The following is a 25621-nucleotide window of genomic DNA, read 5'->3' as shown; positions in this document are numbered from 1 at the left end:
GCGCTTGGGCGAAATCAAGCCGGAATGTGGAATGTTTGGGAAACTATGGGAGGATCCCGCGCGCCTCGTCCGTACGGTGCGCCATTTGCGTCCCGAGCAGATCGTCAACCGCATCAAACGGCGAATTTTTCCGCCCAGAATCTCGCATGGACCGGCGCCCAGTTTGCGCATGCCGACGGGGACATGGCGGAATGCTGCGGGACGTCCGGCTGCCATGCTGTCGACCAGGCGCTTCTTGATCCTTGGGCAGGTTGCGGAGCTGCTGGACGGTACTGGCTGGAACAATCCGGCAATGCCGAAGCTGTGGCTGTACAACCTGCACTATTTCGACGATTTGCGCGCTGAGGCATGCGAGAGCCGTGCGTCATGGCATCGCGATCTGATCAAGGCCTGGATCGCCGAAAATCCTCCCATGACGGGAAACGGCTGGGAGCCGTATCCGTTATCGCTGCGCATCGTGAACTGGATCGCGTGGGCGCTCGCGGGCAACGATCTGGACTCCGCCGCACGCGACAGCCTGGCAACCCAGGCGCGGGCGCTGAGCGCTTCGCTTGAGTATCATCTGCTGGGCAACCATCTGCTCGCGAACGCGAAGGCCCTGGTATTTGCGGGCTGCTATTTTTCGGGAGCCGAAGCTGACCGTTGGCGACGCACCGGCCTGGATCTGCTTCAACGGGAGTGGCGTGAACAGGTGCTTTCGGATGGCGGTCACTTTGAGCTCAGTCCGATGTATCACGCTATCCTGCTCGAGGATGTCCTGGATCTCGTTCAGCTGGCGAGGATCTATCCGCACGAGCTTGCTGAAGCGGCGGCGACATGGCCGGCGTTGGCTGCGCGTATGCTGGCCTGGCTGGGTGAAATGGTCCATCCGGACGGGGAAATCGCCTTCTTCAATGACGCGGCGTTGGGCATCGCCAGGACGTACGGGCAGCTTGCGGACTATGCGGCATCGCTGCACGTCTCGCGGAGCGCGGACGACATGACCGGCAGGCTGGCTGACAGCGGCTATGTGCGGCTGCGTTCCGGTCCCTGGCTGGCGATCTTCGATGCGGCCGAAGTCGGCCCCTCCTACCTGCCGGGACATGCGCATGCAGACACGCTCTCGCTCGAAGTGTCGTTCGGCGATCGTCGGTTGATCACCAACTCCGGAACGTCGTCTTACGCCCACGATGCAATTCGAGACGAAGAGCGTTCGACCAGCGCCCACGCGACTGTCGAGATCGATGCAGAGAATTCAACCGAAGTGTGGGCCAGCTTTCGCGTCGGGCGGCGTGCGCATCCATTCGGCAGATCGGTCTCCGTGACCGGCGACGTCCAGTCGGCCTCCGCCAGTCACGATGGCTACCGCTGGCTCCCTGGCCGACCTGTCCACTACCGCAGCGTCACGGTGTCGCCGACTTCGCTGGTTGTCCGGGACCGCGTCACGGGCGAGGGAAACCACACGATCATCGGTCGTTTTCCGCTGCACCCGCTGGTCGGTCGTATTGTCCCGGACGGGCCAGGCTGGTCGATCGAGGTGTCAGGGGAGGCGCGGTTTCGTGTGTCAGCGAGGGGAGCGTCGCAATTCCTCCTGAACGACGGGTACTACGCGCCGAGTTTTGGCCAGCGAATCTTGCGACCGGTCCTTGCCTGGAGCTATACGGGCGGGCTACCGATGGAAGTCGAAACCCGGTTCGAGTTCTGATTTGCGCATACTTTTCGTCACCGATCATTACCCCCCCGAGGCGAGCGCGCCGGCCGTCCGCTGCAGCACGCACGCAAAGCGTTGGATAGCGCGCGGTCACCAGGTCACCATGCTGACCAATTTTCCAAATTACCCGGATGGCAAGGTGTTCGGCGGCTACCGGCAATCGCTCTACAAGCGCGAGACGTACGAAACGGTGGACGTCTTGCGCGTACCGACGCTGGTGTTTCCAAACCGCGGTGCATTCCTGCGCATCCTCGACTACCTGAGCTTCGTCGTGACGGCCAGCCTTGCGTCGCCCTTCGTTGCCCGGCCCGACGTCGTCATTGCGACGTCGCCACACATCTTTGCCGCGGTCGCAGGATGGATTGTGAGCCGCGTTCACCGCAGGCCCTTCGTTTTCGAAGTGCGCGATCTCTGGCCGGACTCGATTATCGCCGTCGGCGCCATGAAGGAAGGGCGGTTGATGAATCTTGTCCGGCGTGTGGAGAGCTTTCTCTATCGGCATTCGGATCTCATCGTCACGGTCACCCATACGACCCGCGACGTGCTGGCGTCGCGGGGAATCGACGCCGGCAAGATCGTCGTCATCACCAATGGCGCAGACACCACGAAGCTCGCCCCGGGCTGCGCGCCATCGTCGTTGCGCGAGAAGCTTGGAGTTGAGAACAAGGTCGTCGTTTCATACATCGGCACAGTCGGCATGGCGCATGGGCTGCAGCTCATCCTCGACGCGGCAGATGAGTGCCTGACCCGCGTTCCCGAGGCGCAATTCATCATCGTCGGGTCCGGCGCGGAGCGCGAGGAGCTGCAACAACAGGCTGAACGGCGGGGGCTGCGGAATGTGCTGTTTGTCGGTCGCGTGTCGCACGATGAGACCATCGACTATTGGCATCTGAGCGACTTCACACTGGTCTTGCTGAAGAACACACCGCTGTTCAAGACGGTGTTGCCGTCGAAGGTCTTCGAGGCCCTGGCGACCGGCACGCCGATCATCACCAATGTGCGCGGCGAGCTGGAGCATCTGCTGGAGCCGCTGGGCGCAGCGGAGATGATCGAGCCGGACAGCGTGGAAGCGCTGGTGAACGCCATTGGGGAACTCGCACGAGATCCGGCGCGCCGACACTTGCTTGCAGCTAACGCCGCTACGGGGGGCAAGCGCTACGAGCGCACGGCGCTGGCCGATAGCATGCTGGAAGCTTTGCAACGGTTGTGCCCCGGGAAACCTGAAGAATCAGACCGACCGGATCGCGGTCTAGCTCAAGACAAGACAGGCTAACTGCGCAGGCTGCCGCAACACCCTTCCAACCATTTGGAATTCAACGTCTTTTTGGAGCGGTCGATTCCGGGCGATTCGTCAGGTTCCGCCCCCGTTTGAGTTTGTATATTTCCGCGCGACTGGTTACACAGCGCCCGCCGGGGCTCCCCGGGTGAGCGTTAAGGCGGACAGCAAGCCCGAAGATGCGAAAAGTCATTGCAATATTTGGAACGCGTCCGGAGGCCATCAAAATGGCGCCGGTCGTGACCGAGCTGCGGCGCAGCCAAAGCCTTGATTTGCGGGTCTGTGTGACGGGTCAGCATCGGGGTATGCTGGATCAGGTGCTGGACCTCTTCGCGATCAAGCCCGACCACGATCTCGACCTGATGTCGCCGAACCAGGCGTTGGACCAGCTTACTGCCAGGCTTCTCACCGGGATCGGGCAGGTCCTTGATCAGGAGAAGCCGAATCTGGTCCTGGTCCACGGCGATACCTCGACCACACTCGCCGGTTCGCTGGCTGCTTTCTATCGCAAGCTGCCCGTTGGGCACGTGGAAGCGGGTCTGCGATCCGGCTCCCTGACCGCGCCCTGGCCGGAGGAGATGAACCGTCGTGTCGCAACCCTTGTAACCCGGTTTCACTTCGCTCCAACGGAGCGCTCGCGGCAAAATCTTCTCGATGAAGCCGTCGACCCATCTCATATCCACCTGACCGGCAACACGGTCATCGATGCGCTGGTGGAAACTGTGGAGCGGCTAAAGGGGGCGCCAACTGCCCGCGCCGAATTTCAAGACCGGTTCAGCTATCTCGATCCCGATCTTCCGCTGATCCTCGTGACCGGACACCGGCGAGAGAACTTCGGCGACGGCTTCGAAAATATCTGCAAAGCGCTGCTCGACATTGTCACTCGGCATAATGTGCAGATCGTCTATCCCGTCCATCCCAACCCCAACGTTCTCGCGCCCGTCCAGCGCTTGCTCGGAGCCGAGAAGCGGATCCATCTGATCGACCCGCTCGACTACGAGCCATTCGTCTACCTGATGGAGCGCTCATACCTCATCATCACCGACTCCGGCGGGGTGCAGGAGGAGGCGCCGTCGCTGGGCAAGCCGGTCCTGGTGATGCGCGACACCACGGAACGTCCCGAAGCCGTCGATGCCGGGACCGTGATTCTCGTGGGCACGTCCCGCGAGCGTATTGTCGAAGAGGCAACCAGGCTGTTGACGAACCGCGATCACTATGGGCGGATGGCGCAATCGATTAATCCTTACGGCGACGGCAAGGCGGCAAAGCGGATTCGCAAGGTGATTGAGGAACAATTGTGAGCGACGTCAAGCTAAGAACGATTTGCGTGGTCGGACTCGGCTATATCGGGCTTCCAACTGCGGTCGTGCTCGCCTCGCGGGGTGTTTCGATCGTCGGCGTTGATGTCAGCGAGGCGGTCGTCGCCAAGATCAACCGTGGCCAGGTTCACATCGTGGAGCCGGACCTCGACGCGCTGACCGCGCGAGCCGTCCAGATCGGCAAGTTGCGCGCGGCCACCAAGCCTGCGCCGGCGGATGCGTTCATCATCGCCGTTCCAACGCCATTTCATGACGGTAAGGCTGACCTGAGCTATGTCGAGGCCGCGGCTGCTTCGATCGCGCCGGTTCTGAAGCGCGGCGATCTCGTTGTGCTGGAGTCGACCTCTCCGCCGGGCACGACGGAGCGGATGGCCGCGCAGCTTGGGGCGCTGCGGCCCGATCTGCGCATGCCGACGTCCGGCGTCGAGGAATGCGACGTTCACATCGCCTATTGCCCCGAACGCGTGTTGCCCGGACGCGTGCTGGTCGAGCTGGTGGAGAATGACCGCGTGATCGGCGGCATCACGGCCAGATGCTCGGCCCGCGCCGAGGAGCTCTATCGCATCTTCTGCACGGGAAGCCTGCTCAAGACCAACGTCCGCACGGCGGAAATGTGCAAGCTGACCGAGAATTCATTCCGGGACGTCGGCATTGCCTTCGCGAACGAGTTGTCGATCGTCTGCGATAAGCTCGACATCAATGTCTGGGAGCTGATCCGGCTCGCCAATCATCACCCGCGCGTCAATATTCTCCAGCCGGGCCCCGGCGTCGGCGGCCACTGCATCGCCGTGGACCCCTGGTTCATCGTCGAGGCCGCCCCTGGGGAGTCCCGCCTGATCCGTACTGCGCGTGAAGTCAACGACGGCAAGCCCGCCTACGTTCTTGAGAAGATCAAGACCGCCGTCGCCGGCGCGCGATCGGTCGGCGCCTATCCGAAGGTGCTGACGCTCGGTTTGGCCTTCAAGCCTGATGTTGATGATTTCCGGGAAAGCCCGGCTCTGGCGATCGCCGAAGAGGTTGCTGAGTGGGATACGTGCGAACTTCTTGTGTCGGAACCGTTTGCCGAACTCTTGCCGGGAAAGCTTGCCCGTCACAAGAACGTCCGCATGGTGCACGACGTCGCCGAAGCAATTGGCGAAGCCCATATCGTCGTGATGTTGGTCAATCATCGTGCCTACAATGAAATCGCGCCGGCCGAACTGAATGGCAAGGTGGTGATCGATACGCGCGGGGTGTGGTCGTGAAGCAGCTTCTGGTCCGGTCGGGCAAGGTCTTCTTGCAGGATGTCCCGGCACCCGTCGCGGGTCCCAAGAATGTGCTCGTCCGGGTGGAACGCTCGTGCGTGAGCGTCGGCACCGAGATGGCAGGCGTCAAGATGTCGGGCCTTCCGCTGTATCGCCGCGCCCTCAAGCAGCCGCACCATGTCAAGCGCGTGCTTCAGCTCATGCGCGATCAGGGTGTTGCGCGCGTCTATAAGCAGGTCAAAGGCAAGCTCGATGCGGGGTTGCCGACCGGTTACTCGGCCGCCGGCACCGTCATCGCAGTCGGATCGGAGGTCGACGGGATCGCGGTCGGCGATCGCGTTGCCTGCGCCGGCGCGGGCGTTGCCAATCACGCTGAGGTCATCGACGTCCCGGTCAATCTGTGCGTTCCCGTCCCGCAGCAGGTCTCCTTCGACGCCGCCGCCACGGTGACGCTCGGGGCCATCGCGATGCAGGGCGTGCGTCGCGCGCAGCCGACGCTTGGCGAGACGGTCGTCGTGATCGGGCTCGGAATTCTCGGGCAGATCACGGCGCAGCTTTTGACGGCCAATGGCTGCCGCGTCATCGGCACCGACGTGGACAACAAGCGCATTGCGACCGCGTTGGAAAATGGCCTCGATCACGGCATCAATCCGAACGACGGCAATCTGGTCGACAACATCGTCAAACTGACCGATGGTTTCGGCGCCGACGCTGCGATCATCACGGCTGCATCCGCGTCCAGCGACATTCTTGCCCAGGCTTTTCAGTCCTGCCGCAAGAAGGCGCGCGTGGTGATTGTCGGCGACGTCGGCCTGAACATGGCGAGATCGGATATCTACACCAAGGAACTCGATGTCCTGATCTCCTGCTCCTACGGACCCGGACGCTACGATCCTGTCTACGAGGAGGAGGGCGGAGATTATCCGCTCGCCTATGTCCGTTGGACCGAGAACCGCAACATGGGCGAATATCTCCGGCTGATCGCAGCTGGCCGCATTCGGCTCGACAACATGCTGCAGGAGCCCTACGCGATCGACCGTGCCGAAGAGGCATATGGCCGGCTGGCGGGCGAGGGCGAGAAGCCGCTGCTGGTCCTGTTGCAGTATCCGCACCGCGAAGAGGCGGTGCGGTCCGTGTTGCAGATCGCGCCTCCGAAACCGGTCGATGGCCGCATCAAGATCGCGGTCGTCGGGGCCGGCAGCTTTGCGCAGGGCATGCACCTGCCGAACCTGAAGAAGCTCGGCGACAAGTTCGACCTTCGCACGGTCGTGAGCCGCACCGGCCTGTCAGCGCGCACGGCCGCCGAGCGCTTCGGCTTCGGCACTGCCAGCACCGATTTTCAGGCTGTCATCGATGACCCGCAGATCGATCTTGTCCTCATCGCAACACGGCATGATCTGCACGCCGAGATGGCACTGGCGGCGCTGAAGGCCGGCAAGCACGTCTTCGTCGAGAAGCCGACGTCGATGACCGAAGAGGGCCTGGACGCGATTGAGGCGTTCTACACGGCCAACCCGAACGGACCGCTCCTGATGACGGGATTCAACCGGCGGTTCGCGCCGGCCGTCAGCGCGGCACGCGAAGCGATCAAGGGGCGCCTGTCGCCGATGATCGTGAACTACCGCATGAATGCCGGATACATTCCCTCCGATCATTGGGTGCACGGCCCACATGGTGGGGGCCGCAACATCGGCGAAGCCTGCCACATCTACGATCTTTTCAATGCGCTCACCGGCAGCCAGCCTGTCGAGGTTCAGGCCCGGTCGATCGTGCCGGCCAGTGGCCATTGGCGTCGCGACGACAATTTCGTCGCCACGGTGCGTTACGCCGATGGCTCGCTTTGCACGCTGACCTATACCTCGCTGGGCTCGAAGGAGTTCCCCAAGGAGCGCTTCGATATCTTTGTGGACGGGAAAGTTCTCGTGCTCGACGACTACAAGCGATTGGACGTCACTGGCGCAAAGGGGGGCTGGAAGGGCCTGACCATTGAAAAGGGACAGCTCGAGGAGTTGGCGGCGCTCGCCGAAGCCTTCAAACCGGGCGGCAAATGGCCGATCTCGCTCGCCGATCAGCTGTCGGCGACGCGGGTCAGTTTCGCGGTCGAGAAACAGCTCGCGGAGTAAGAGTGCCCGGGACATCATTCGGACCATCGATGTATGTCCCGCGCTCTCCAATTTTGGAATTTCGACGACGCTGCCCCTTCTCGTCTAACCTTCGGTCGCGGTCGAAGAAAACGGTGGTCTCTTCAGGGAATGTCTTGAAGCAGGTCGTGCCGGCAAATCACCGCCCAACTGTCGACGCCTCATTCACGCGCCACACCAGGAAAAGGCCAAAGGCCGCTGGATTTGCGCCCTTGCAGGTGCGAAGCCTCGTTGGTAACTATGCGGCCTGTAAGGCCTTTTCCGTCCCACCTGCACGTGCGCTGTCCACTCGGTCGCAAGCGCTCCTCGCCCTGATCTGGAAGGCGAGCACGTCGCGGTAGAGCTTGACCATACCATCCGCCGGATCTGCGCTTCGTGTAGGTCTGTTTTGCAGGGACTTCTTGAGAAGCGTTTTCGAGGTGTGAACGAATGTACGTGATCGGAATAAGCTCCGGCATCAAGCACGGCCACCACGACGGCGCGGCTGTGCTGTTGCGCGACGGCGAGTTGATCGCGGCCGCCGAGGAGGAGCGCTTCACGCTGGCCAAGCATGCGCGCGGAGAGCTTCCGCGCGGTGCCATCGGCTACTGCCTGAAGCAGGCCGGCATCACCATGCGCGACGTCGACTGGATCTGCTCGCCGCTGAAGACCTACACGAACTACACGCAGCGCCTCACCGAATATTTCAGGTACCAGTTCGGCCACAGCCCGAAGATCGAGCTCTACGACCATCACCTCTGTCACGCCGCGAGCTCGTTCTACGGGTCCGGTTTTTCCGAGGCGACGGTCGCCTGCTTCGACTTCTCCGGCGATTCCAGCTCGGGCCTCGTCGCGCATGCGCGCGGCAACGACTTCCGCGTGCTGACGCGCTTCGGCCGCCACAACAGTCTCGGGCTCTATTACGGGATGCTGACGCAGTATCTCGGCTATCAGATGACCAATGACGAGTACAAGGTCATGGGCCTGTCGTCCTACGGCAGCCCCGACTATCTCGACAAATTTGCCAAGCTCCTGCGCCCGGCCGGCATCAACTACGAACTCGATCCCGAGCTCGACAAGCGCAGGCGCGACGCCGAGATCTTCACCAGCGATTTCTCGACGCGGCAGGAGCGCATCTTCACGGAGAAGATGGAGGAGATTCTGGGGCCGCGGCGCCTGCGTGGCGCGCCGCTCGACCAGCGGCTGACCAACATCGCCGCGAGCGGCCAGAAGCAGCTCGAGATCGTCACCACCGAGGTGATCCGGTCCGCGATCGCCGAGACCGGTTGCGGCGACGTCTGCATCGCCGGCGGCGTCGGCCTGAATTGCAAGATGAACATGGAGATCGCGGCCGAGCCGTCGGTGAAGCGTCTCTACGTGCCGCCGGTGCCGCACGATGCGGGCGTGGCGCTGGGCGCCGCGATGATGAAGTGCGCGGAGGCCGGGCACGCGATCGCGCCGCTGACCCACGCCTATTGGGGACCGGAATATTCCAACGACACGATCCGCGAAACGCTGGACAAGATCGGCGCGCGGTTCGAGTTGCTCGACGATCCTGTCTCGCGCTGCGTCACCGACCTGACGGAGCAGAAGACCGTCGGCTGGTTCCAGGGGCGGATGGAGTATGGTCCGCGCGCGCTCGGCAACCGCTCGATCCTGGCCGATCCACGCCATGCGGGCATGAAGGACCGCATCAACCTCACCATCAAATATCGCGAGGAATTCCGCCCGTTCTGTCCGTCGGTGCTCTACGAGCGCCAGGCCGAGTATTTCGAGGACACGTTCGATGCGCCCTTCATGGTGGTGACGTTTCCGGTCAATGAGAAAGTCGCCGAGACCATGCCTGCGGTGGTCCATGTCGACAACACGGCGCGCATCCAGAGCGTCCATGCGGACAGCAATCCGCTCTACAGCCGTCTGATCGGCGAGTTCGCGAAGGCCACTTCATTGCCGGTCCTGATCAACACCAGTCTCAACATCAACGAGCAGCCGACCGTGAACGCGCCGTTGGAAGCTCTGCATACCTATTTTTGCTCCGGTCTGGACGTGCTGTATCTCGGGCCCTACCGACTATCGAAGTAAGCAAGGGAATCGGTCCGACCAGGGGCTCAACGGATCGATGACGCAGTTCGTCCCTTGTGGTTGGGCTTCTCGCGAATTCGCCTGAATTGATGAAGGATCTGACATCGTTTGTCCGACGAATGTGGTGCTAGAGCGATTCATGGGCTTCGGGAAAATGCGACGGATTAATCTAGCCGTCGGTGTGGCGGTCATCGCCTACATCACGACCTCAGGTGCAGCTGCGCTAATTCCATTTCCGGTCGGGCAAGAACAGCTCCACCAATTGTTCTCTCCCCAGGAAGTTCCTTACGCGTGGATGACCACGCTCGGATCTGCGACTTACTGGTTTTTATTCTTGCTGACGCTCGTAGCCCTGCCGATCGCTGCGATTACCACGGAGAAGGTCTTCGCGTCGGCAACCCTCTCATTTGCCGACGAGGTGCCCTTGTGGATTCCGCTGGCATTGGCGGGCGCCATGATCGCTTTCTGTATCTACAGGCTTGCTCAGGCCGGCGGCTTGTCCGCGAGCGAGGCGTGGGATCAGAGTCTGTGCTACGAAGACAAGATCCTGAGGCGGGTCGAATTGTTCGAGCTGCTCGGTAACAAGTACTATTCGTTCCTCTATTCCAGTCTACCCATCGTCGGTTGCTATCTGCTGGCGCGGGGATTGCTCAAGCGTGAGAGGGTCAGTCTCGGAGCCTGCGCGGTGCTGAGCCTGATCGTTCTCTGGCTTGATGTCGCAACTATTCAGAAGGCACCGGCGCTTCTCTATGTGCTGGTGCTCGGATTGACGTTGGCGCTCTCCGGATTCGGCCTCCTGCGCACCGCGATCGCGACCGTCGCGGTAGGAGGAACGATCTACCTGGCCCTGGCTCTGAGCCAATTTTGCGTAATCAAGGACACCGGCCAGTCGGACAAGACTGTCCAGGAATCGGCACCGCTTTCGGGCTTCCCGGGACAGTCGCCCACGATTCCGCTGCCCGGTTCATCATCCGCGGACGGCCCGCGATCATCTATGCCCGGTTTGCCATCGACCGTCGAGGGAGAGCTGTCGAATCGCGAATTCGGCGGAGTGTTGAAGAAGGCAATCTGGATCGTACGAGCGAGTATATTCAGGATGGCGGTCGGGATTCCATACTATGTGCAGATCTTTTCGGATCCCGATCAACGTTGCGGCATAGTGCGGCCGACCTTCAGCGGACTTCTTGCTCCGCAGCCTTGCTATCCGGCCACGAAAGTGTTCGCGGTGATCTATCCCGCCATCACATACACGACGGGTTCGCAGCCGGCCGGGGTGAGCCTGTCAGGCTATGCCGAGGGAGGGCTCTTTTACGCTGTCCTGGCGACCGTGATCGCCGGCTCGCTGATTGGCTTGATTTCGGTCCTTGCGAGAGGCAACGATCCCATGAGCATTGCCATGCAGGTGGCAGGCTGCCTCTACGCGTATTACGTGACCCAGGTTCCTCTCACGGCGACGCTGCTGGATAGCTACGGTCTCGTTTGGTTGATAGCTCCGCTTGCCATCATGCGTGCGCTGACATGGATGATCGGCATCACTCGCCGAAAATGAGTCACCGCACGCCGCGCAAGCTGCTCGATGTCAGTCACCTCGGTGAGCTTGGGCGGCACGCTGGATTTGGGTTGAATCACCCGTCCTCAGCGCAAGGAGAGCGCTTGCCGCACGAACGCTTCGAGGTTTCCGTCCTGAAACAATAGGCCCCGGATGCCCGCAGCTTCGGCCGCCTCCATGTCGCTCGGCTTGTCGCCGATCAGGATGCTTCTGTCGGCTGCCACCGGAAAGCGCTCGAGGAGGTCGGTGATCATGCCCGGCGCGGGCTTGCGACGGTTGCTGACGCGTCGATAGCGCTCGATGGTGGCTTCGGGGTGGTCGGGACAGTATTCAAACGCGTCGATGTGCGCGCCGATCACTGCCAGCTCCTTGGCGATCCAGCGATGGAGAGTCTGGACGTCGCTCTCCTCGTAAAATCCGCGGGCCACACCCGACTGATTGGTGACGACAAAGGCAAAATAGCCCGCGTCGTTGACGAGCTTGACCGCTTCACGGGCGCCGTCGTTCCACTCGAACTTGCTCGCCTCGAAGACGTAGCCGTGATCGTGATTAAGTACGCCATCGCGGTCGAAAAAGACCGCCGGGCGCACCGTTGTCGCTGTCATCTGCCGCCCCTGATAAGTTGTGATCTCTCCTCACAACCCTTCAAGTGGTTTGTCAAGGACCCGAAGCAGAGTAGGGCGCCCTCCCGATGCTGGCGGATGGAATGACAGCCTTAGTTGGAGACGTCCGATTGACTGCGCGATCTCAGCAGTTTTTGGACGCGCCACGAAATAGTGGCGATGATCGCAACGGTCACGATGATCGGCGCAATTGTGAGCTCGACGGGTTTGTCATCGAGTAATGAGGCTCGTCCGGTGGCGCCGAGGAAGGTGAACAGGAAGACCTGCGGTGAACTGAATACCAGGGTGGCCAAGATGAACGACACCAGATGGATTTTTGTAAGTCCGAAAAGATAGTTTTGTAGCGCGCTCGGCACCGGAGCACCCAGTCGCATGAGGGCGACGATGCGCCAACCTTCCTTGTCGACAGCTTCGGCTATCGCTTCCAGTTTGGACCGTTGTTCGAGCTTTCGCCGAAACCACTCGGACGCGACATGGCGGGCCAGCAGAAACGCCAGCGTTCCTCCCGCTGTGCCGGCCACCAGGATGATGGGAGCCGCGCCGATCCCGAATGATGCTCCGGCCGCAACGATAAGGATCGTCCGGGGAAAGACGATCAGCGCTGCCAACCCGAAGAACAGCGCGAGAATTGCACCCGATGCGACGGAAAGGTGCCCCAATCCCTGGAAGGTTTCTATGATGTGATCCGTCATGTGCGGTTGCTTTTTGCGCCATCTGCGCCGATCAATCAACCCGCCCAAAACCCGCAAGCGGGTGCATCCGGACCTTGGCTCTAGACCTGCTTCTGGATTGACCTTCGCTTGGGGCAGGAGTGAGCAGCGCGCGGTAGTATTTTTTGGACAGTAGTGAATTTTAGTGGGTCAGGAATTTTCCCGTGCGTCGCAGGTGCGGCGCGCAGCTATTTATTCGGTTGGGATGGCAGGCGGTGTAGGGCTCGCGCTAATCGCCATTTTTGGCCTTTTCGACGACGCGCTTGCGAAGCGAATGTACAGGAATTGCCTAGCGGGTCATCCGGACAGGCCGTTCCTCTGCCTGACCGAGGAGAGCGCATTAGGGCTTGGATTCTACGTGCCTTGATATCCCCTCCGCCAGCAACGACCGGCGCGCGTCATACCACCGAAGGCGCGCGAAAGCATCTGCCGTCTCGCCTGCCAGTCTGCGCCGGGTTCGCGCAGGATTCCCTGTTACCAGGGAGTTGGGATCTGAGCGCTTACCGCTCGTCCGCGATCACCTTGCCGTCGTTCGGCAGCGCGCCCGGGCTGACCAGCTCGACATTGCCGCCGAGCTTCGTCACCGCACGCAAGGTGCCCGCAATTTCCTCGCGCAGGGCGTCGTTCGCGTCCGCAGTTTCGGCTCGCAGCGTCATCGCATCGGCCTCGCCCTGGCGCATGACGACGAGGCGCAATCGTCCCAGTGCGGCATGGCGCTTGCCGATCTCGGCGACCTGCTCGGGTCGGACGAACATGCCCTTGACCTTGGTGGTCTGGTCGGCGCGGCCCATCCAGCCCTTGATGCGCATGTTGGTGCGCCCGCATTTGCTTGGGCCCGGCAGCGCCGCGGTGAGGTCGCCGAGCGCAAGCCGAATCCAGGGATGGTGCGGGTCGAGCGAGGTCACCACGATCTCGCCGACGTCGCCCGGCGCGACGGGATCGCCGGTGCCGGGCTTGACGATCTCCATGATCAAATCCTCGTTCACGACCATGCCGTCGCGCGCCTCGGTCTCGAAGGCGATGAGGCCGAGGTCGGCGGTGCCGAAGGCCTGGTAGGCGTCGATGCCGCGCGCCTTGATCTCGGCCTGCAGCGAGGGCGGGAACGCGGCCCCCGAGACCAGCGCCCGCTTGATCGATGAGACGTCGCGGCCGGCGCTTGCTGCAGCATCGAGCAATATCTTCAGAAAGTCCGGCGTGCCGCTGTAGCCGACGGGACGGTAGGCCTCGATCAGCTCGAACTGCTGCTCGGTGTTGCCGGGCCCGGCCGGGATCACCGCGCAGCCGAGGGCGCGCGCCGAGGCGTCGAAGATGAAGCCGCCGGGGGTGAGGTGGTAGCTGAAGGTGTTGAGCACGATGTCATCGGGACGGAACCCGGCCGCGAACAGCGCCCGCGCTCCGCGCCAGGGATCGGCCTGCCGGCCCTCCGGCTCGAAGATCGGCCCGGGGGAGGTGAAGAGGCGGGCGAACGATCCCGGGGCTGCCGCCACGAAGCCTCCGAAGGGCGTAGAGGCCTTGTGCAGGGCCGGCAGCTCCGACTTGCGCAGCACCGGCAGGTCCGCCAGCGCCGCCCGGGAGGTCACCGCGGCCGGGTCAACGCCCTTGAGCCGCTCGGCATAGGCGGGCGCGGCCATCGCGCCGCGCAGCACATCCGGCAGGCGGGAGAACAGCTCCGCCTCGCGCACGGCCTGTTCGCGCGTCTCGCGGGCGTCGTAATGGGCGGTCATGGCTGGTCTTTCCGGGTTGGCATCCGTTGCACGCCGCCGCCGGCATGGGTATCAGACGGCCCTGGGCGAGGTTTGAAGAGGACGCGATGGCGGACGAAGGAATGATTGCGGCGGATGTCGTCGCGCGCCTGAAGCGCCGTATGATCGACGAGGCGCTGCCGCTGTGGTCGACCGTCGGCTGGGACCAGACCGCGGGCGGCTTCATCGACCGCCTGCACCGGGATGGCACGGCTGATACGGCAGCGCCGCGGCGTGTGTTCGTGCAGGCCCGGCAGATCTGGTGCTACGCCAAGGCGGCGCAGATGGGCTGGTACCCTGAGGGGCGCGCCATCGCGCTGGAGGGGCTGGAGCACCTCTTGGCCAAGGCGAAGGCGCCCGACGGCAAGCCCGGCTATGTGCACCGGCTGACGCCGGAGGGCGCCGTGCTGGACGGACGGCGCGATGCCTACGACCACGCCTTCATCCTGTTTGCGCTCGCCGCCGTCTACGCGCTCGACCAGGACGCGCAAATTCGCGCCGAGATCGACGCGCTGCTCGCCTTCCTCGACGGCCATCTGCGCTCGCCCCATGGCGGCGTGCACGAGAGCCTGCCGGTCTCGCTGCCGCGGCGGCAGAACCCCCACATGCATCTGTTCGAGGCGATGATCGCGTGCTTCGACGTGACCCACGATCTGTCGTTCCAGAACCGTGCCGGCGAATTCTTCGCGCTGTTCCTCGCCAATCTCTACGACAAGCAGAAGCGGATCCTGACGGAGTATTTCGAGGAGGACTGGTCGAAGATCGAGCCTGTCAGCGTCGAGCCGGGCCACCAGGCGGAGTGGGTCTGGCTGCTGAAGGGGTTTGAACGCATTACGGGTTGCCCGACCGGGCAGCGGCGTGCGGAGCTGCTGGCGACTGCGCTGCGCTATCGTGACGACGCCACCGGCTGTCTCCCCGACGAGGGCGATGCCAGCGGCAACGTCCGCCGCGGCACGCGGCGGCTGTGGCCGCAGACCGAGATGGCGAAGGCGTGGATCGCGCAGGCCGAGTCCGGCGAGGCCGGCGCGGCGGATGAGGCGCGCGCGGCGCTGGTGCGGCTCGAACGGCATTATCTCAGCCATCCCGTGAAGGGCGGCTGGTACGACCAGTTCGATCGCGACGGCAAATCGCTGGTCGACACCATTCCTGCGTCGTCGTTCTATCATGTTCTCTGCGCAGTCACGGAAGCGGAGCAGGTGCTGGAAGGTTAGAGCCACCGTTTGCGCCGCTTGAAGCTCTTGAGGTTCTTGAAACTCTTGCGCTGGTCGCCGGCGCCGCCGAGGTAGAACTCCTTGACGTCCTCGTTGTCGCGCAGCTCGTCCGCAGTGCCGTCGAGCACGACCTTGCCCTGCTCCATGATGTAGCCGTGGCTCGCCACCGACAGCGCGGCGCGGGCGTTCTGCTCGACCAGCAGGATGGTGACGCCGAGGTCACGGTTGATCTTCTGGATGATGGAGAACACCTCTTTCACCAGCAGCGGCGACAGGCCCATCGACGGCTCGTCCATCAAGATCATCTTCGGGCGCGCCATCAGCGCGCGGCCGATCGCAAGCATCTGCTGCTCGCCGCCGGAGAGGTAGCCGGCAAGGCCGGTGCGCTCCTTCAGGCGCGGGAAATAGTTGAAGACCATGTCGAGATCGGCATCGACCTCGCGATCCCTGCGGGTGAAGGCGCCCAGCTTGAGGTTTTCGAGCGACGTCATGTCGGCGACGATGCGCCGGCCCTCCATCACCTGGAAGATGCCGCGGCGGACGATCTTGTCGGGATCGATACCGGCGATAGCGGAGCCCTCGAACAGGATCTCGCCGCGCGTGACCTCGCCGTCCTCGGTCTTGAGCAGCCCCGAGATCGCCTTCAGCGTCGTCGACTTGCCGGCGCCGTTGGCCCCCAGCAGCGCCACGATCGCGCCCTTGGGCACGTCGAGGCTGAGGCCGCGCAGCACCAGGATGACGTCGTCATAGACCACCTCGATGTTGCGCACGCTGAGGAGGGCGGCGGGCGCCACGGCGGTGGGGGGCGGGCGATCGATTTGAGCCGTTTCACTCATGGTCAGTCACTCTCGCGGTGTCGTCGCAACTTCTCGCCGTCATTCCGGGGCGGTCCGCAGGACCGAACCCGGAATCTCGAGGTTCCGGGTTCGATGCTTCGCATCGCCCCGGAACGACGAACAGATAGAGCTCACCAACCCAGCAATTCCGGCTTGCGGGGCAGCTCGATGGTCTTGACCTTCTCGAGCTTGATCGTGCCCTTGGCCATGAGGTCGTTGAGGTCGCCGTCGGTCGCGCCCGCGATCTTGGTGCGATAGAGGTCGACCTTCAGCGTGCCGCGGTGATCCTTGTCGGTCCAGGTCGAGGGATTGCAGACGCCCTCCATGCCTGCCGGCACCCAGTCCTTCTTCTGGTAGAAGCCCTTCACGACGTTGTCGCCGGTGGCGCCGCCGTTCTTGGCGGCCCAGTCGAGCGCTTCCTTCATGTAGAGCGCCGAGCAGACGGCGGCGATGTAGTGCACGGGACGGTAGACCTTGCCGCTCGGGTCGGACATCTTCGAGATCTCCATCACCGTCTTCATGCCGGGTGCATCGCCGCCCCAGCTCACTGCGGTGCGCAAGGGGAAGATCACGCCGTTGGCGGCATCGCCCGCTGTCTTGGCGGCGTTCTCGTCCATGCCCCAGACATTGCCGAGGAACTGGATCTCGACGCCGGCGGTCTTGCAGGCCTTCATCACCGAGATGTTGGAAGCGGCGGTGTTGCCGAGATAGGCATAGTTGGCGCCCGAGGATTTCAGGCTCAGGCACTGCGCGCTGTAGTCACCCGGCGCCAGCGCGAACACCAGCGGCGGCAGCACTTCGAAGCCGAGCTCCTGCGCCATGGCTTCGCCTGCGGCCTTCGGCGCGTTCGGATAGGGGTGGTTGGCGCCCATGTGCACGAATTTCGGCTTGCCGGACTTGCCCTTGGCTTTCCAGTCCTCGGCCGCCCACATCAGCATCGCGCGCAGCGAGTCCGAGTAGCTCGGACCATAGAAGAAATTGTAGGGCGCGGGCTTGGCTTTGCCGCTGACGCCTTCGGGATCGGTGAGCGCGGCAGCATAGGAGCCGGAGAGGTCGGGGATCTTGTCCTGGGCGAGGAAGCCGGTCAGCGCTTCGGTGTCCGCGGTGCCCCAGCCCATGATCGCGGCGACCTTGCTGTCCGGCGCCGACCATTTCTTGTAGAGCGCGATCGCGCGCGGCACCTGGTAGCCGTAGTCGTTGGTGTCGACGTTGAGCTGCTTGCCGCCGACGCCGCCGTTCTTGTTGACCCAGGCGAAGGTGTCGGCGACGGCCTGGCCATAGGGCGTGCCGACGTCGGAGGTGCCGCCGGAATAATCGGCGAGGTGGCCGATCGCGATCTGCGCCTGCGCGCCCGCCGAAAATGCGGCGATCGCCAGTGCGAGCGATGCGGTGCTCAAAAGGGATTTTGTCTTCATTGGTTGCCTCCTCCTGTTTATTTGTTGGTTAGAGAGTTGCCCGTGCTCAGTGCGAGAACGGGTAGAGTTTCCAGTACGCCTTGATCTGCCGCCAGCGATGGGCGAGCCCATCCGGCTCGAACATCAGGAACGCGATGATGATCACTCCGATCGCGATCTCGCGCAGGAAGGTGATGTTGGTGTTGAGGGACAGCGCCTTGTCGATCGCGCCGCCCTTCAGATAGTGGCTGATGAATTCCATCCCCTCGGGCAGCAGCACCACGAAGGCGGTTCCCATCAGCGTGCCCATGATCGAGCCGGTGCCGCCGATGATGATCATGGCGAGGAACAGGATCGAGCGCTCGATGCCGAAACCTTCCTGCGAGACCACCAGCTGGTAGTGCGCATAGAGCGCGCCGGCGATGCCGGCGAAGAAGGCGGCGAGGCCGAACGACAGCGTGCGGTATTTGGTGAGGTTGATGCCCATGATCTCGGCGGAGAGATAATGGTCGCGGATCGCCACCAGCGCGCGGCCGTCGCGGGTGCGCATCAGATTGGTGACGAGGATGTAGCTCGCGATCACATATGCCAGAACGACGTAGAAATATTGCCTGTCGCCGCGCAGGGTGAAGCCGAAGATCGAGAACGGGTTGGCGCTGGCCGGCACCGAGCCGCCGGTGAACCACTCCGCGCGGGAGAAGAAGTCGAGCAGGATGTATTGCGCCGCCAGGGTCGCGATGACGAGGTAGAGGCCCTTCAACCGCGCCGCCGGGATGCCGAAGATCAGCCCGACCAGCGCGGTGACGACGCCCGCGAGCGGGATCGCGAAGAACACCGGGATCGGGGCGTTGTTGGAGATGTAGGCCGAGGTGAAGGCCCCCAGCAGGAAGAAGGCGGCGTGGCCGATCGAGATCTGGCCGGTGAAGCCGACCAGGATGTTGAGGCCGAGCGCCGCGATCGAGAAGATGCCGATCTGGATCAGGATGCTGAGCCAGTACCCGCCGAGGAATTGCGGCACGAGGCAGAGCAGCAGCACGCCGATGATCGCGAAGTTGCGGCTGGTCGTGGTCGGGAAGATGGTGGTGTCCGCCGCGTAAGAGGTGCGGAAATCACCAGCAGGGATGAGGGCAGGACCGGCCATGGATCAGATCCGCTCGATGTCGTGGGTGCCGAACAGGCCGTAGGGCTTGATCATGAGCACGATGATGAGGACGTAGAACGGCGCGATCTCGTAGAGATTGCCCCAGTGCAGATACTCGCTGTCGACATATTGCGCGATGTTCTCGAGCAGGCCGATGATGATGCCGCCGAGCACTGCGCCGCCGACGGAATCGAGCCCGCCGAGGATCGCCGCCGGGAACACCTTGATGCCGTAGGCGGCAAGGCCAGACGACACGCCATTCACGACGGCGACCACGACACCCGCGACCGCCGACACCGTCGCCGAGATCGCCCAGGCCATCGCGAACACGCTTTTCACGGAAATGCCGAGCGATTGCGCGACCTGCTGGTTGAACGCGGTGGCGCGCATCGCAAGGCCGTATTTGGAGGCGCGGAAGAACCAGGCCATGCCGATCATCATCGCGACCGAGACCACGAGGCTCATGACATAGACGGTCTGGATCTGGAGGCCGAGCAGACTGACCGACTGGCTCTCGAACACGCGCGGGAACGGCTGCGGGTTGACGCCGAACATCCATTTCAGCGTGGCCTGGAGCACGGTCGAGAGGCCGATCGTCACCATGATCACCGAGATGATGGGTTCGCCGATCATCGGCCGCAGGATCAGGACCTGGATCGCGATGCCGAATACGAACATGAACACCAGCGTCATCGGCATGCCGATCCAGAACGGCACCTGGTATTTCGCAAGCAGCGCCCAGCACACCCAGGCGCCGACCAGCAGCAGCTCGCCTTGCGCGAAGTTGACGACCTGCGTCGCCTTGTAGATCAGCACGAACGACATCGCGACCACGCCATAAAGCGTGCCGACCACGAGGCCGTTGACCAGGAGCTGGATGAGGAAGGCGGTGTTCATGTTATGCTATCCTTCGCCTCTCCCCGCTTGCGGGGAGAGGCCGACGCGCAAAGCGCGGCGGGTGAGGGGGAGTCTCCGCATGCGAGGTGCCGAAGAGTCCAAGACCGGGCGCGCAAGAAGCTTGCGAGCCGCGTTGACGGATGCGGAAGGAAAACTCTGGTATCGGCTGCGCGCTCGCAGGCTGAACGGCTACAAGTTCGTCCGGCAGGAGCCGATCGGGCCGTATACTGTCGACTTCATTTGCCGCGAAGCCCGCCTGATCGTCGAAGTGGACGGTGGCCAACACGCGGACAGTCCGCACGACGCGGCGCGAGACAAATGGTTGACCGAGCGAAATTATCGGATTCTGCGATTCTGGAATAACGATGTTCTGAGCAATTTGGTCGGCGTTCTCGAGACGATTGTCACCGCCCTCGCGGAGGCTCCCCCTCACCCGGATCGCTGACGCGCTCCGGCCTCTCCCCGCAAGCGGGGAGAGGCGAAGGGCAGCACCCTGCGCGACGATCAGCTGTCTCACTCCGCAGCCTCCGCCATGTGGCCGTGTCCGCCGAGATCCACCACGCGCAGCGTCGTTCGTACGCGCTGTGTGGTGCCGTCCTGGAAGCGGATCACGGTGTCGACGGGGATGTCGGCATCGCCGCGGTAGATCGCGTCGATGATGCCTTCGTATTTCTCGTTGATGACGCCGCGGCGTACCTTTCGGGTGCGGGTGAGCTCGCCGTCGTCGGCGTCCAGCTCCTTGTAGAGCAGCAGGAAGCGCGAGATGCGCTGGGCCGGCGGCAGCGTGGCGTTGACGGTCTCGACCTCCTTCTGGAGCAGGGCGTAGACCTCCGGCCGCGAGGCGAGGTCGCTGTAGGTCGTGAACGAGAGCCGGCTCTTCTCCGCCCATTTCGAGATGATGGAGTAGCGGATGCAGATCATCGCCGCGAGCGCGTCGCGGCCGGCGCCCAGCACCACGGCCTCGGCGATATACGGCGAGAATTTCAGCTTGTTCTCGATGAACTGCGGCGAGAAGCGCTCGCCGCGCGAGGTCTCGGCGAGATCCTTGATGCGGTCGATGACGACGAGTTGCCTGTTGTCGTTGAAGTAGCCGGCGTCGCCCGACAGCATCCAGCCGTCCTTGATGTCGGCAACGCTTGCCTCGGGGTTCTTGTAGTAGCCGAGGAACATGTTGGGATGCCGCACCACGATCTCCCCGACTCCATGGACGTCGGCATTGTCGATGCGGATCTCGACGCTGTCGGCCATCGGCACGCCTGTCGTGTCGGGGTCGACCTTGCCCTCGGGATGCAGCGTGTAGGCTCCGAGCAATTCCGTCTGGCCGTAGAGCGTGCGCAGCGGCACGCCCATGGCCTGGAAGAACTTGAAGGTCTCGGGGCCGAGTGCCGCGCCGCCGGTCGCGGCCGAACGCAGGCGGGTAAAGCCGAGACGGTCGCGCAGCGCGCGGAACAGGATCGCGTCGGCAAAGCCCGAACGTTTGCCGTCTGCAAGCGCGGCGAGGCCACTTTTCGTGCCGATGTCGAACAGGCGCTGCTTGAAGGGCGTTGCGTCCATCACCTTGGCGCGGACGTCGGCGGCGATGGATTCCCAGACGCGCGGCGCGAACAGCACGAACGTCGGCGCGATTTCACGCAGATCGTTCATCATCGTATCGGGCTCTTCGACGAAGTTGATCTTCATCCGGCACAGCAGGCCTTTGCCGAGCACATAGACCTGCTCCATGATCCACGGCAACGGCAGCACGGAGACGTATTCGTCGTCCGGCCCCTTCGGATCGAAGGCGAGATAGGTCGCGCAATGGCCGAGCACGCGGCCGGCGGCGAGCATGGCGAGCTTCGGGTGCGAGGTGGTGCCCGACGTGGTGCAGAGAATCGCGACATCCTCGCCCTTGGTCGCGTCCACCAGCCGATCGTAAAGGTCCGGCTCCCGCGCAGCACGGGCCCGGCCAAGCTCGGCAAATGTTTCCGCCGACATCAGCCGCGGGTCGTCATATTTCCGCATCCCGCGCGGATCGGAATAGATGATGTGCTTCAGCCGCGGCACCCGCTCGGCAAGCGCCAGCAGCTTGTCGACCTGCTCTTCGTCCTCGGCGAAAACGAGCTGCGCCTCGCCATAGTTGAGGAGGTAGGAGGCCTCCTCGTCCAGCACGTCGCGATAGAGTCCGAGGCTGAGGCCGCCGATGGCGTGGGTCGCCACTTCCGCCGCGACCCAGTCCGGCCGGTTGTCGCCGATGATGCCGATGACGTCCTCGCGCCCCAGGCCCAATTCGATCAGGCCGAGCGCAAAGTCGCGTACGCGGGTGTGGTAATCATTCCAGGTGAAGACGCGCCAGAGCCCGAGATCCTTCTCGCGCAGCGCGATCTCGTTGCCGTGCTCCCTGGCGTTGAGGCGGAGCATCTTCGGATAGGTGTCGGCCTGCGCGACGCGGCCTGCGTAATCCATCATGCCGCGCTCTCCTGCGCCGGCGGAGCGTCGTCCGGATCGACCAGCACCTCGTCTTCCTCGCCGAGATAGGCGCGCCTGACGTGGGGATCGGCGAGCACGGCGGCAGGATCGCCCTCGGCGATCTTGCGGCCGAAATCGAGCACCATGACGCGGTGGGAGATGTCCATCACCACGCCCATGTCGTGCTCGATCATCACCACCGTCATCCCGAATTCCTCGTTGAGGTCGACGATGTAGCGGGCCATGTCTTCTTTCTCCTCGAAGTTCATGCCGGCCATCGGCTCGTCGAGGAGAATGAGGCGGGGCTCCAGCGCCATGGCGCGGGCGAGCTCGACGCGTTTGCGCAGGCCGTAGGAGAGGGTGCCGGCTTGCGCCTTTCGCACCGACTGGAGGTCGAGGAAGTCGATGATCTCCTCGACCTTGCGGCGGTGGTCGAGCTCTTCCTTGCGCGCGCCGGTGAGCCAGTACAGGGATCCCGTGAGGAAGTTGTTCTTCAGGAGGTGATGGCGCCCGACCATGATGTTGTCGAGCACGCTCATGTGGTGGAACAACGCCAGATTCTGGAAGGTTCGGCCGATGCCGAGCGTGGGGCGCGCGTTCGGCGTCAGCCCCGTGATGTCGCGGCCCTGGTAGAACAGCTGGCCTTCGGTCGGCTTGTAGCGGCCGGAGATGCAATTCACGATCGAGGTCTTGCCGGCGCCGTTGGGGCCGATGATCGAGAACAGCTCGCCCGCATTGATGGCAAAGCTGACATCGGTCAGCGCACGGACGCCGCCGAATCGCAAGGACACGCCGCGCACTTCGAGACTGGTAGCCACCAAACAAATCCCTCCCGGTGATGGCGCATTCAGCGGCGCTCTTCGTCCGTTCCTCTCGGGCAATCCTAGTACGGCCGTGCCGGTGAGGCCATGCAGCGATTGGTCTCGACCGGAGCCGCGCCACTCTTGCTCCCTGATCGGGATCAAAAGCCGCATCGCCCAAGGTGGCCCTCAATAGGGGAAAGCGCTATTTTGAAATGTCTCCGGCCTGACAATTCTGCGACAAAGTTTTTTCGGGCGGGAGTGGCCTTCATCTTTCGTCGGATGGTGGCCGAAGTGATCTTGCTGCAGTGCAGCAGAGAGATTGGGTGGCGGAACGGTGCGGCTGGCTTCGGGATCATGATTTCAGAGGATCAACTGAAGCGCGTCGCCGCCTGGTCGCGCGAGCTCACGGAAGCGGAGATCGAGGTCGCTCGCGCCGGGATCACGGAACGGTCCTACGGCACCGGCGAGACGGTGTTCATGCGCGGCGATATGTTCGGCTATTGGGCGGGCATGGTGAGCGGCTTGGCGCGGATGGGTGGGGTCTCGCGTGACGGCAAGGAGACGAGCCTTGCGGGGCTCACGGCCGGGGCCTGGTTCGGCGAGGGCAGCGTGCTCAAGAACGAGCCGCGCCGCTACGACGTGGTCGCGCTGCGCAACAGCCGCATCGCGCTGATGGAGCGCAGCGCCTTCATGTGGCTGTTCGAGAACAGCGTCGGCTTCAACCGCTTCCTGGTGCGCCAGCTCAACGAGCGGCTCGGCCAGTTCATCGGCATGCTCGAGGTCAACCGCACGCTGGATGCCACCGCGCGCCTCGCGCGCAGCATCGCCTCGCTGTTCAACCCGATCCTCTATCCGGAATCGACCGCGCACCTGGAAATCACCCAGGAAGAGATCGGGGCGCTCTCCGGCATGTCCCGCCAGAACGCCAACCGCGCGCTGAACCGGCTGGAGAAGGAGGGGCTGCTGCGACTCGAATATGGCGGCGTCACCATCCTCGATGTCGAGCGGCTGCGCGGGTACGGGGACTAAACACCTAGCGTGCGTTGGCGGGCGCGTGCACCGGCCAGAGGTCGGCGCGCCAGCGGATCGCGATCGCCAGCATCGCGACGAAGCCGGCGGCGGCGTAGAGCGAGCCCGTCGCGGAATAGCCGATGATGTCGATCAGGCTGCCGGCCGCCAGCAATCCGATCGGCAGGCCGTAGATCACCATCATGCGGACGCCCATGACGCGGCCGCGCAGATGCGCGCTCGCCGTCCGCATCAGGATCACGGCCGCCGAGATCATCGACATGCTCTGGGCGATACCGGCGAGGACGAGGCAGGCCATTGCCACCGGCATGGTCCTGATCTCGACGAACACCAGCAGCATGGCGTACCAGGCCAGCGTCGCGCCGATGAGAAGCCGGGCAATGCGCAGTCCGCTGACCAGGCTGAGCGTGATCGAGCCGATCAGCGAGCCGACGGCGAAGCTCGCCGAGAGATAACCGAGGCCGGTCTGGTCGGTCTGGAAGATCTCACGCGCGATGTAGGGCAATAATCCGCCGGTGAAGGGGAACGCGGTGAGATTGGCCAGGAAGGCGACGCACAGCGCCGCGCGCATTCCCGGGCCGTTCCAAGCGTAGACGATTCCTTCCTTCAGATCGCCCAGCAGTCTCGAAACGGCGTGGCTGTTGGCCGGAAGATCGCTCGTGATGACGGACCGTTTCGGCCGGGTCAGGCAGAGCATGAGCAGCGCGGCCACGAAGTAGAGGCAGGCGATCGCCACATAAACGAGGCCGATGCCGAGCACGGCGAACAGCCCGGCGCCCGTCAATGCTCCGGCGATGCGCGCGCTGTCCTGGGTCGTGCGCGCAACGCTGATGGCGCCCACCAGTTGCTCGGCCGGCATGATCTCGGCGAGCAACGCGCCCCGGACGCCGAGGTCCGAGGGGCGGATCAGGCCCATGATTGCGACGATGATCATGACGCTCAGCGGCGACAAATGACCGGTCAGTGCCAGAGCCATGATGGTTGACGAGAGCACCGTATAGGCAAGACGCATCACGACCAGGAGATCGCGATGACCCATGCGGTCGCCGATCATGCCGAACACCGGCGCGACCAGCGTCCCGACGAACTGGAGCGAGGCAAGCACGGTGAGCAGCAGCACAGAGCCGGTCTCGACCATGATGTACCAGCCGAGCACCAGCGTCTCGACCTCGAACGCCCAGGAGGTAAGGAGATCCGACGGCCACTGGAAGCGATAGTTGCGGATGCGGAATGGCGCGAGCGCCGAAGGCCGCGCGGCTGCGCTCACGACGCGATGACGCGTGTCACTGCGATTCCCTGCTCTTCTTATTTGTCATTTCTGTTCGGCAGCGTAGTACCGGAGATGCGCGTGTCAATTGACGCCATCGCATGCCGCCATGCTTGCCGGCGGCGTGCCATGTGCCAGCGCATCCGCAGCATCGCCCATTGCGGGGAGGGGTAGACCGGTCGCGCGCTTGCTCTTCTGCCTCGCCGAGGCCATTCTGGCCCACATCCTGGGCCCATTCGGTAT

Annotated in this window: 20 protein-coding genes; 10 read left to right on the top strand and 10 right to left on the bottom strand. The window is 63.5% G+C overall.

The window, feature by feature from the left end; all coding sequences use genetic code 11:
- Positions 1 to 4: 4 nt before the first annotated feature.
- The 7 genes from NLM15_RS30205 (at position 5) to NLM15_RS30175 (ending at position 11280) form a co-directional block, all read left to right on the top strand.
- Positions 5 to 1684, top strand: a complete 1680-nt coding sequence (locus NLM15_RS30205; RefSeq protein WP_254121421.1) for a heparinase II/III family protein — start codon at positions 5 to 7, stop codon at positions 1682 to 1684.
- Positions 1599 to 2963, top strand: coding sequence for a glycosyltransferase family 4 protein (locus NLM15_RS30200; protein WP_309144945.1), 1365 nt, complete (start codon positions 1599 to 1601; stop codon positions 2961 to 2963). The genes NLM15_RS30205 and NLM15_RS30200 overlap by 86 nt, the downstream gene beginning before the upstream one ends.
- A gap of 182 nt (positions 2964 to 3145) precedes the next feature.
- Positions 3146 to 4267 (top strand): non-hydrolyzing UDP-N-acetylglucosamine 2-epimerase, encoded by a 1122-nt coding sequence (gene wecB / locus NLM15_RS30195; protein WP_254121419.1) that lies wholly within the window; start codon positions 3146 to 3148, stop codon positions 4265 to 4267.
- A complete protein-coding gene (gene wecC / locus NLM15_RS30190) occupies positions 4264 to 5529 on the top strand; it encodes a UDP-N-acetyl-D-mannosamine dehydrogenase (protein ID WP_254121418.1) in 1266 nt (421 codons plus the stop codon). Before wecB ends, wecC begins: the two co-directional genes overlap by 4 nt.
- Positions 5526 to 7652 carry a Gfo/Idh/MocA family oxidoreductase gene (locus NLM15_RS30185; protein ID WP_254121417.1) on the top strand — a complete coding sequence of 709 codons (2127 nt, stop codon included), beginning with the start codon at positions 5526 to 5528 and terminating at the stop codon, positions 7650 to 7652. The genes wecC and NLM15_RS30185 overlap by 4 nt, the downstream gene beginning before the upstream one ends.
- 447 nt (positions 7653 to 8099) lie before the next feature.
- Positions 8100 to 9731 carry a carbamoyltransferase C-terminal domain-containing protein gene (locus NLM15_RS30180; RefSeq protein WP_254121416.1) on the top strand — a complete coding sequence of 544 codons (1632 nt, stop codon included), beginning with the start codon at positions 8100 to 8102 and terminating at the stop codon, positions 9729 to 9731.
- 139 nt (positions 9732 to 9870) lie between these two features.
- Positions 9871 to 11280: a hypothetical protein gene (locus NLM15_RS30175; protein ID WP_254121415.1), complete on the top strand. Its 1410-nt coding sequence runs from the start codon at positions 9871 to 9873 to the stop codon at positions 11278 to 11280.
- 86 nt (positions 11281 to 11366) lie between these two features.
- On the opposite strand, the gene NLM15_RS30170 is transcribed toward NLM15_RS30175, so the two are convergent.
- The 3 genes from NLM15_RS30170 to NLM15_RS30160 form a co-directional block, all read right to left on the bottom strand.
- A complete protein-coding gene (locus NLM15_RS30170; RefSeq protein ID WP_254121414.1) occupies positions 11367 to 11885 on the bottom strand; it encodes an HAD-IIIA family hydrolase in 519 nt (172 codons plus the stop codon).
- Positions 11886 to 11995: 110 nt separating this feature from the next.
- Positions 11996 to 12595, bottom strand: coding sequence for a TVP38/TMEM64 family protein (locus NLM15_RS30165; protein WP_254121413.1), 600 nt, complete (start codon positions 12593 to 12595; stop codon positions 11996 to 11998).
- Between the two features lie 518 nt (positions 12596 to 13113).
- Positions 13114 to 14337: a phenylacetate--CoA ligase family protein gene (locus tag NLM15_RS30160; RefSeq protein ID WP_254121412.1), complete on the bottom strand. Its 1224-nt coding sequence runs from the start codon at positions 14335 to 14337 to the stop codon at positions 13114 to 13116.
- Positions 14338 to 14423: 86 nt separating this feature from the next.
- On the opposite strand from NLM15_RS30160, the gene NLM15_RS30155 reads away from it, so the two are divergent.
- On the top strand, positions 14424 to 15566 hold the full coding sequence (locus NLM15_RS30155) for an AGE family epimerase/isomerase (protein ID WP_254121411.1): 1143 nt from the start codon (positions 14424 to 14426) through the stop codon (positions 15564 to 15566).
- Here the strand turns inward: NLM15_RS30155 and NLM15_RS30150 are convergent.
- The 4 genes from NLM15_RS30150 to NLM15_RS30135 all read right to left on the bottom strand — a co-directional run bounded on the left by NLM15_RS30150 (position 15563) and on the right by NLM15_RS30135 (position 19834).
- Positions 15563 to 16402 carry an ABC transporter ATP-binding protein gene (locus NLM15_RS30150; protein ID WP_254121410.1) on the bottom strand — a complete coding sequence of 280 codons (840 nt, stop codon included), beginning with the start codon at positions 16400 to 16402 and terminating at the stop codon, positions 15563 to 15565. The genes NLM15_RS30155 and NLM15_RS30150 overlap by 4 nt on opposite strands.
- Positions 16403 to 16533: 131 nt before the next feature.
- The gene (locus NLM15_RS30145; RefSeq protein WP_254121409.1) at positions 16534 to 17817 is read right to left on the bottom strand and encodes an ABC transporter substrate-binding protein; all 1284 of its coding nucleotides are present in this window, start codon (positions 17815 to 17817) and stop codon (positions 16534 to 16536) included.
- Positions 17818 to 17863: 46 nt separating this feature from the next.
- On the bottom strand, positions 17864 to 18937 hold the full coding sequence (locus NLM15_RS30140) for a branched-chain amino acid ABC transporter permease (RefSeq protein ID WP_254121408.1): 1074 nt from the start codon (positions 18935 to 18937) through the stop codon (positions 17864 to 17866).
- 3 nt (positions 18938 to 18940) lie between these two features.
- Positions 18941 to 19834: a branched-chain amino acid ABC transporter permease gene (locus NLM15_RS30135; RefSeq protein ID WP_014493866.1), complete on the bottom strand. Its 894-nt coding sequence runs from the start codon at positions 19832 to 19834 to the stop codon at positions 18941 to 18943.
- 79 nt (positions 19835 to 19913) lie between these two features.
- On the opposite strand from NLM15_RS30135, the gene NLM15_RS30130 reads away from it, so the two are divergent.
- Positions 19914 to 20279: an endonuclease domain-containing protein gene (locus NLM15_RS30130; RefSeq protein ID WP_254121407.1), complete on the top strand. Its 366-nt coding sequence runs from the start codon at positions 19914 to 19916 to the stop codon at positions 20277 to 20279.
- Positions 20280 to 20347: 68 nt separating this feature from the next.
- On the opposite strand, the gene NLM15_RS30125 is transcribed toward NLM15_RS30130, so the two are convergent.
- A complete protein-coding gene (locus tag NLM15_RS30125) occupies positions 20348 to 22279 on the bottom strand; it encodes a long-chain fatty acid--CoA ligase (protein WP_254121406.1) in 1932 nt (643 codons plus the stop codon).
- On the bottom strand, positions 22276 to 23097 hold the full coding sequence (locus NLM15_RS30120) for an ABC transporter ATP-binding protein (RefSeq protein WP_254121405.1): 822 nt from the start codon (positions 23095 to 23097) through the stop codon (positions 22276 to 22278). Before NLM15_RS30120 ends, NLM15_RS30125 begins: the two co-directional genes overlap by 4 nt.
- A 339-nt stretch (positions 23098 to 23436) precedes the next feature.
- Between NLM15_RS30120 and NLM15_RS30115 the strand changes: the two genes are divergently transcribed.
- Positions 23437 to 24111 (top strand): Crp/Fnr family transcriptional regulator, encoded by a 675-nt coding sequence (locus tag NLM15_RS30115; protein WP_254121404.1) that lies wholly within the window; start codon positions 23437 to 23439, stop codon positions 24109 to 24111.
- Between the two features lie 4 nt (positions 24112 to 24115).
- On the opposite strand, the gene NLM15_RS30110 is transcribed toward NLM15_RS30115, so the two are convergent.
- A complete protein-coding gene (locus NLM15_RS30110; protein WP_254121403.1) occupies positions 24116 to 25378 on the bottom strand; it encodes an MFS transporter in 1263 nt (420 codons plus the stop codon).
- Positions 25379 to 25621: the final 243 nt, after the last annotated feature.

This window comes from Bradyrhizobium sp. CCGB20, from assembly GCF_024199855.1.
GTDB lineage: Bacteria > Pseudomonadota > Alphaproteobacteria > Rhizobiales > Xanthobacteraceae > Bradyrhizobium.
Note: the sequence above shows the minus strand (reverse complement) of the source record. Positions and strands in the feature narration are given on the sequence as shown.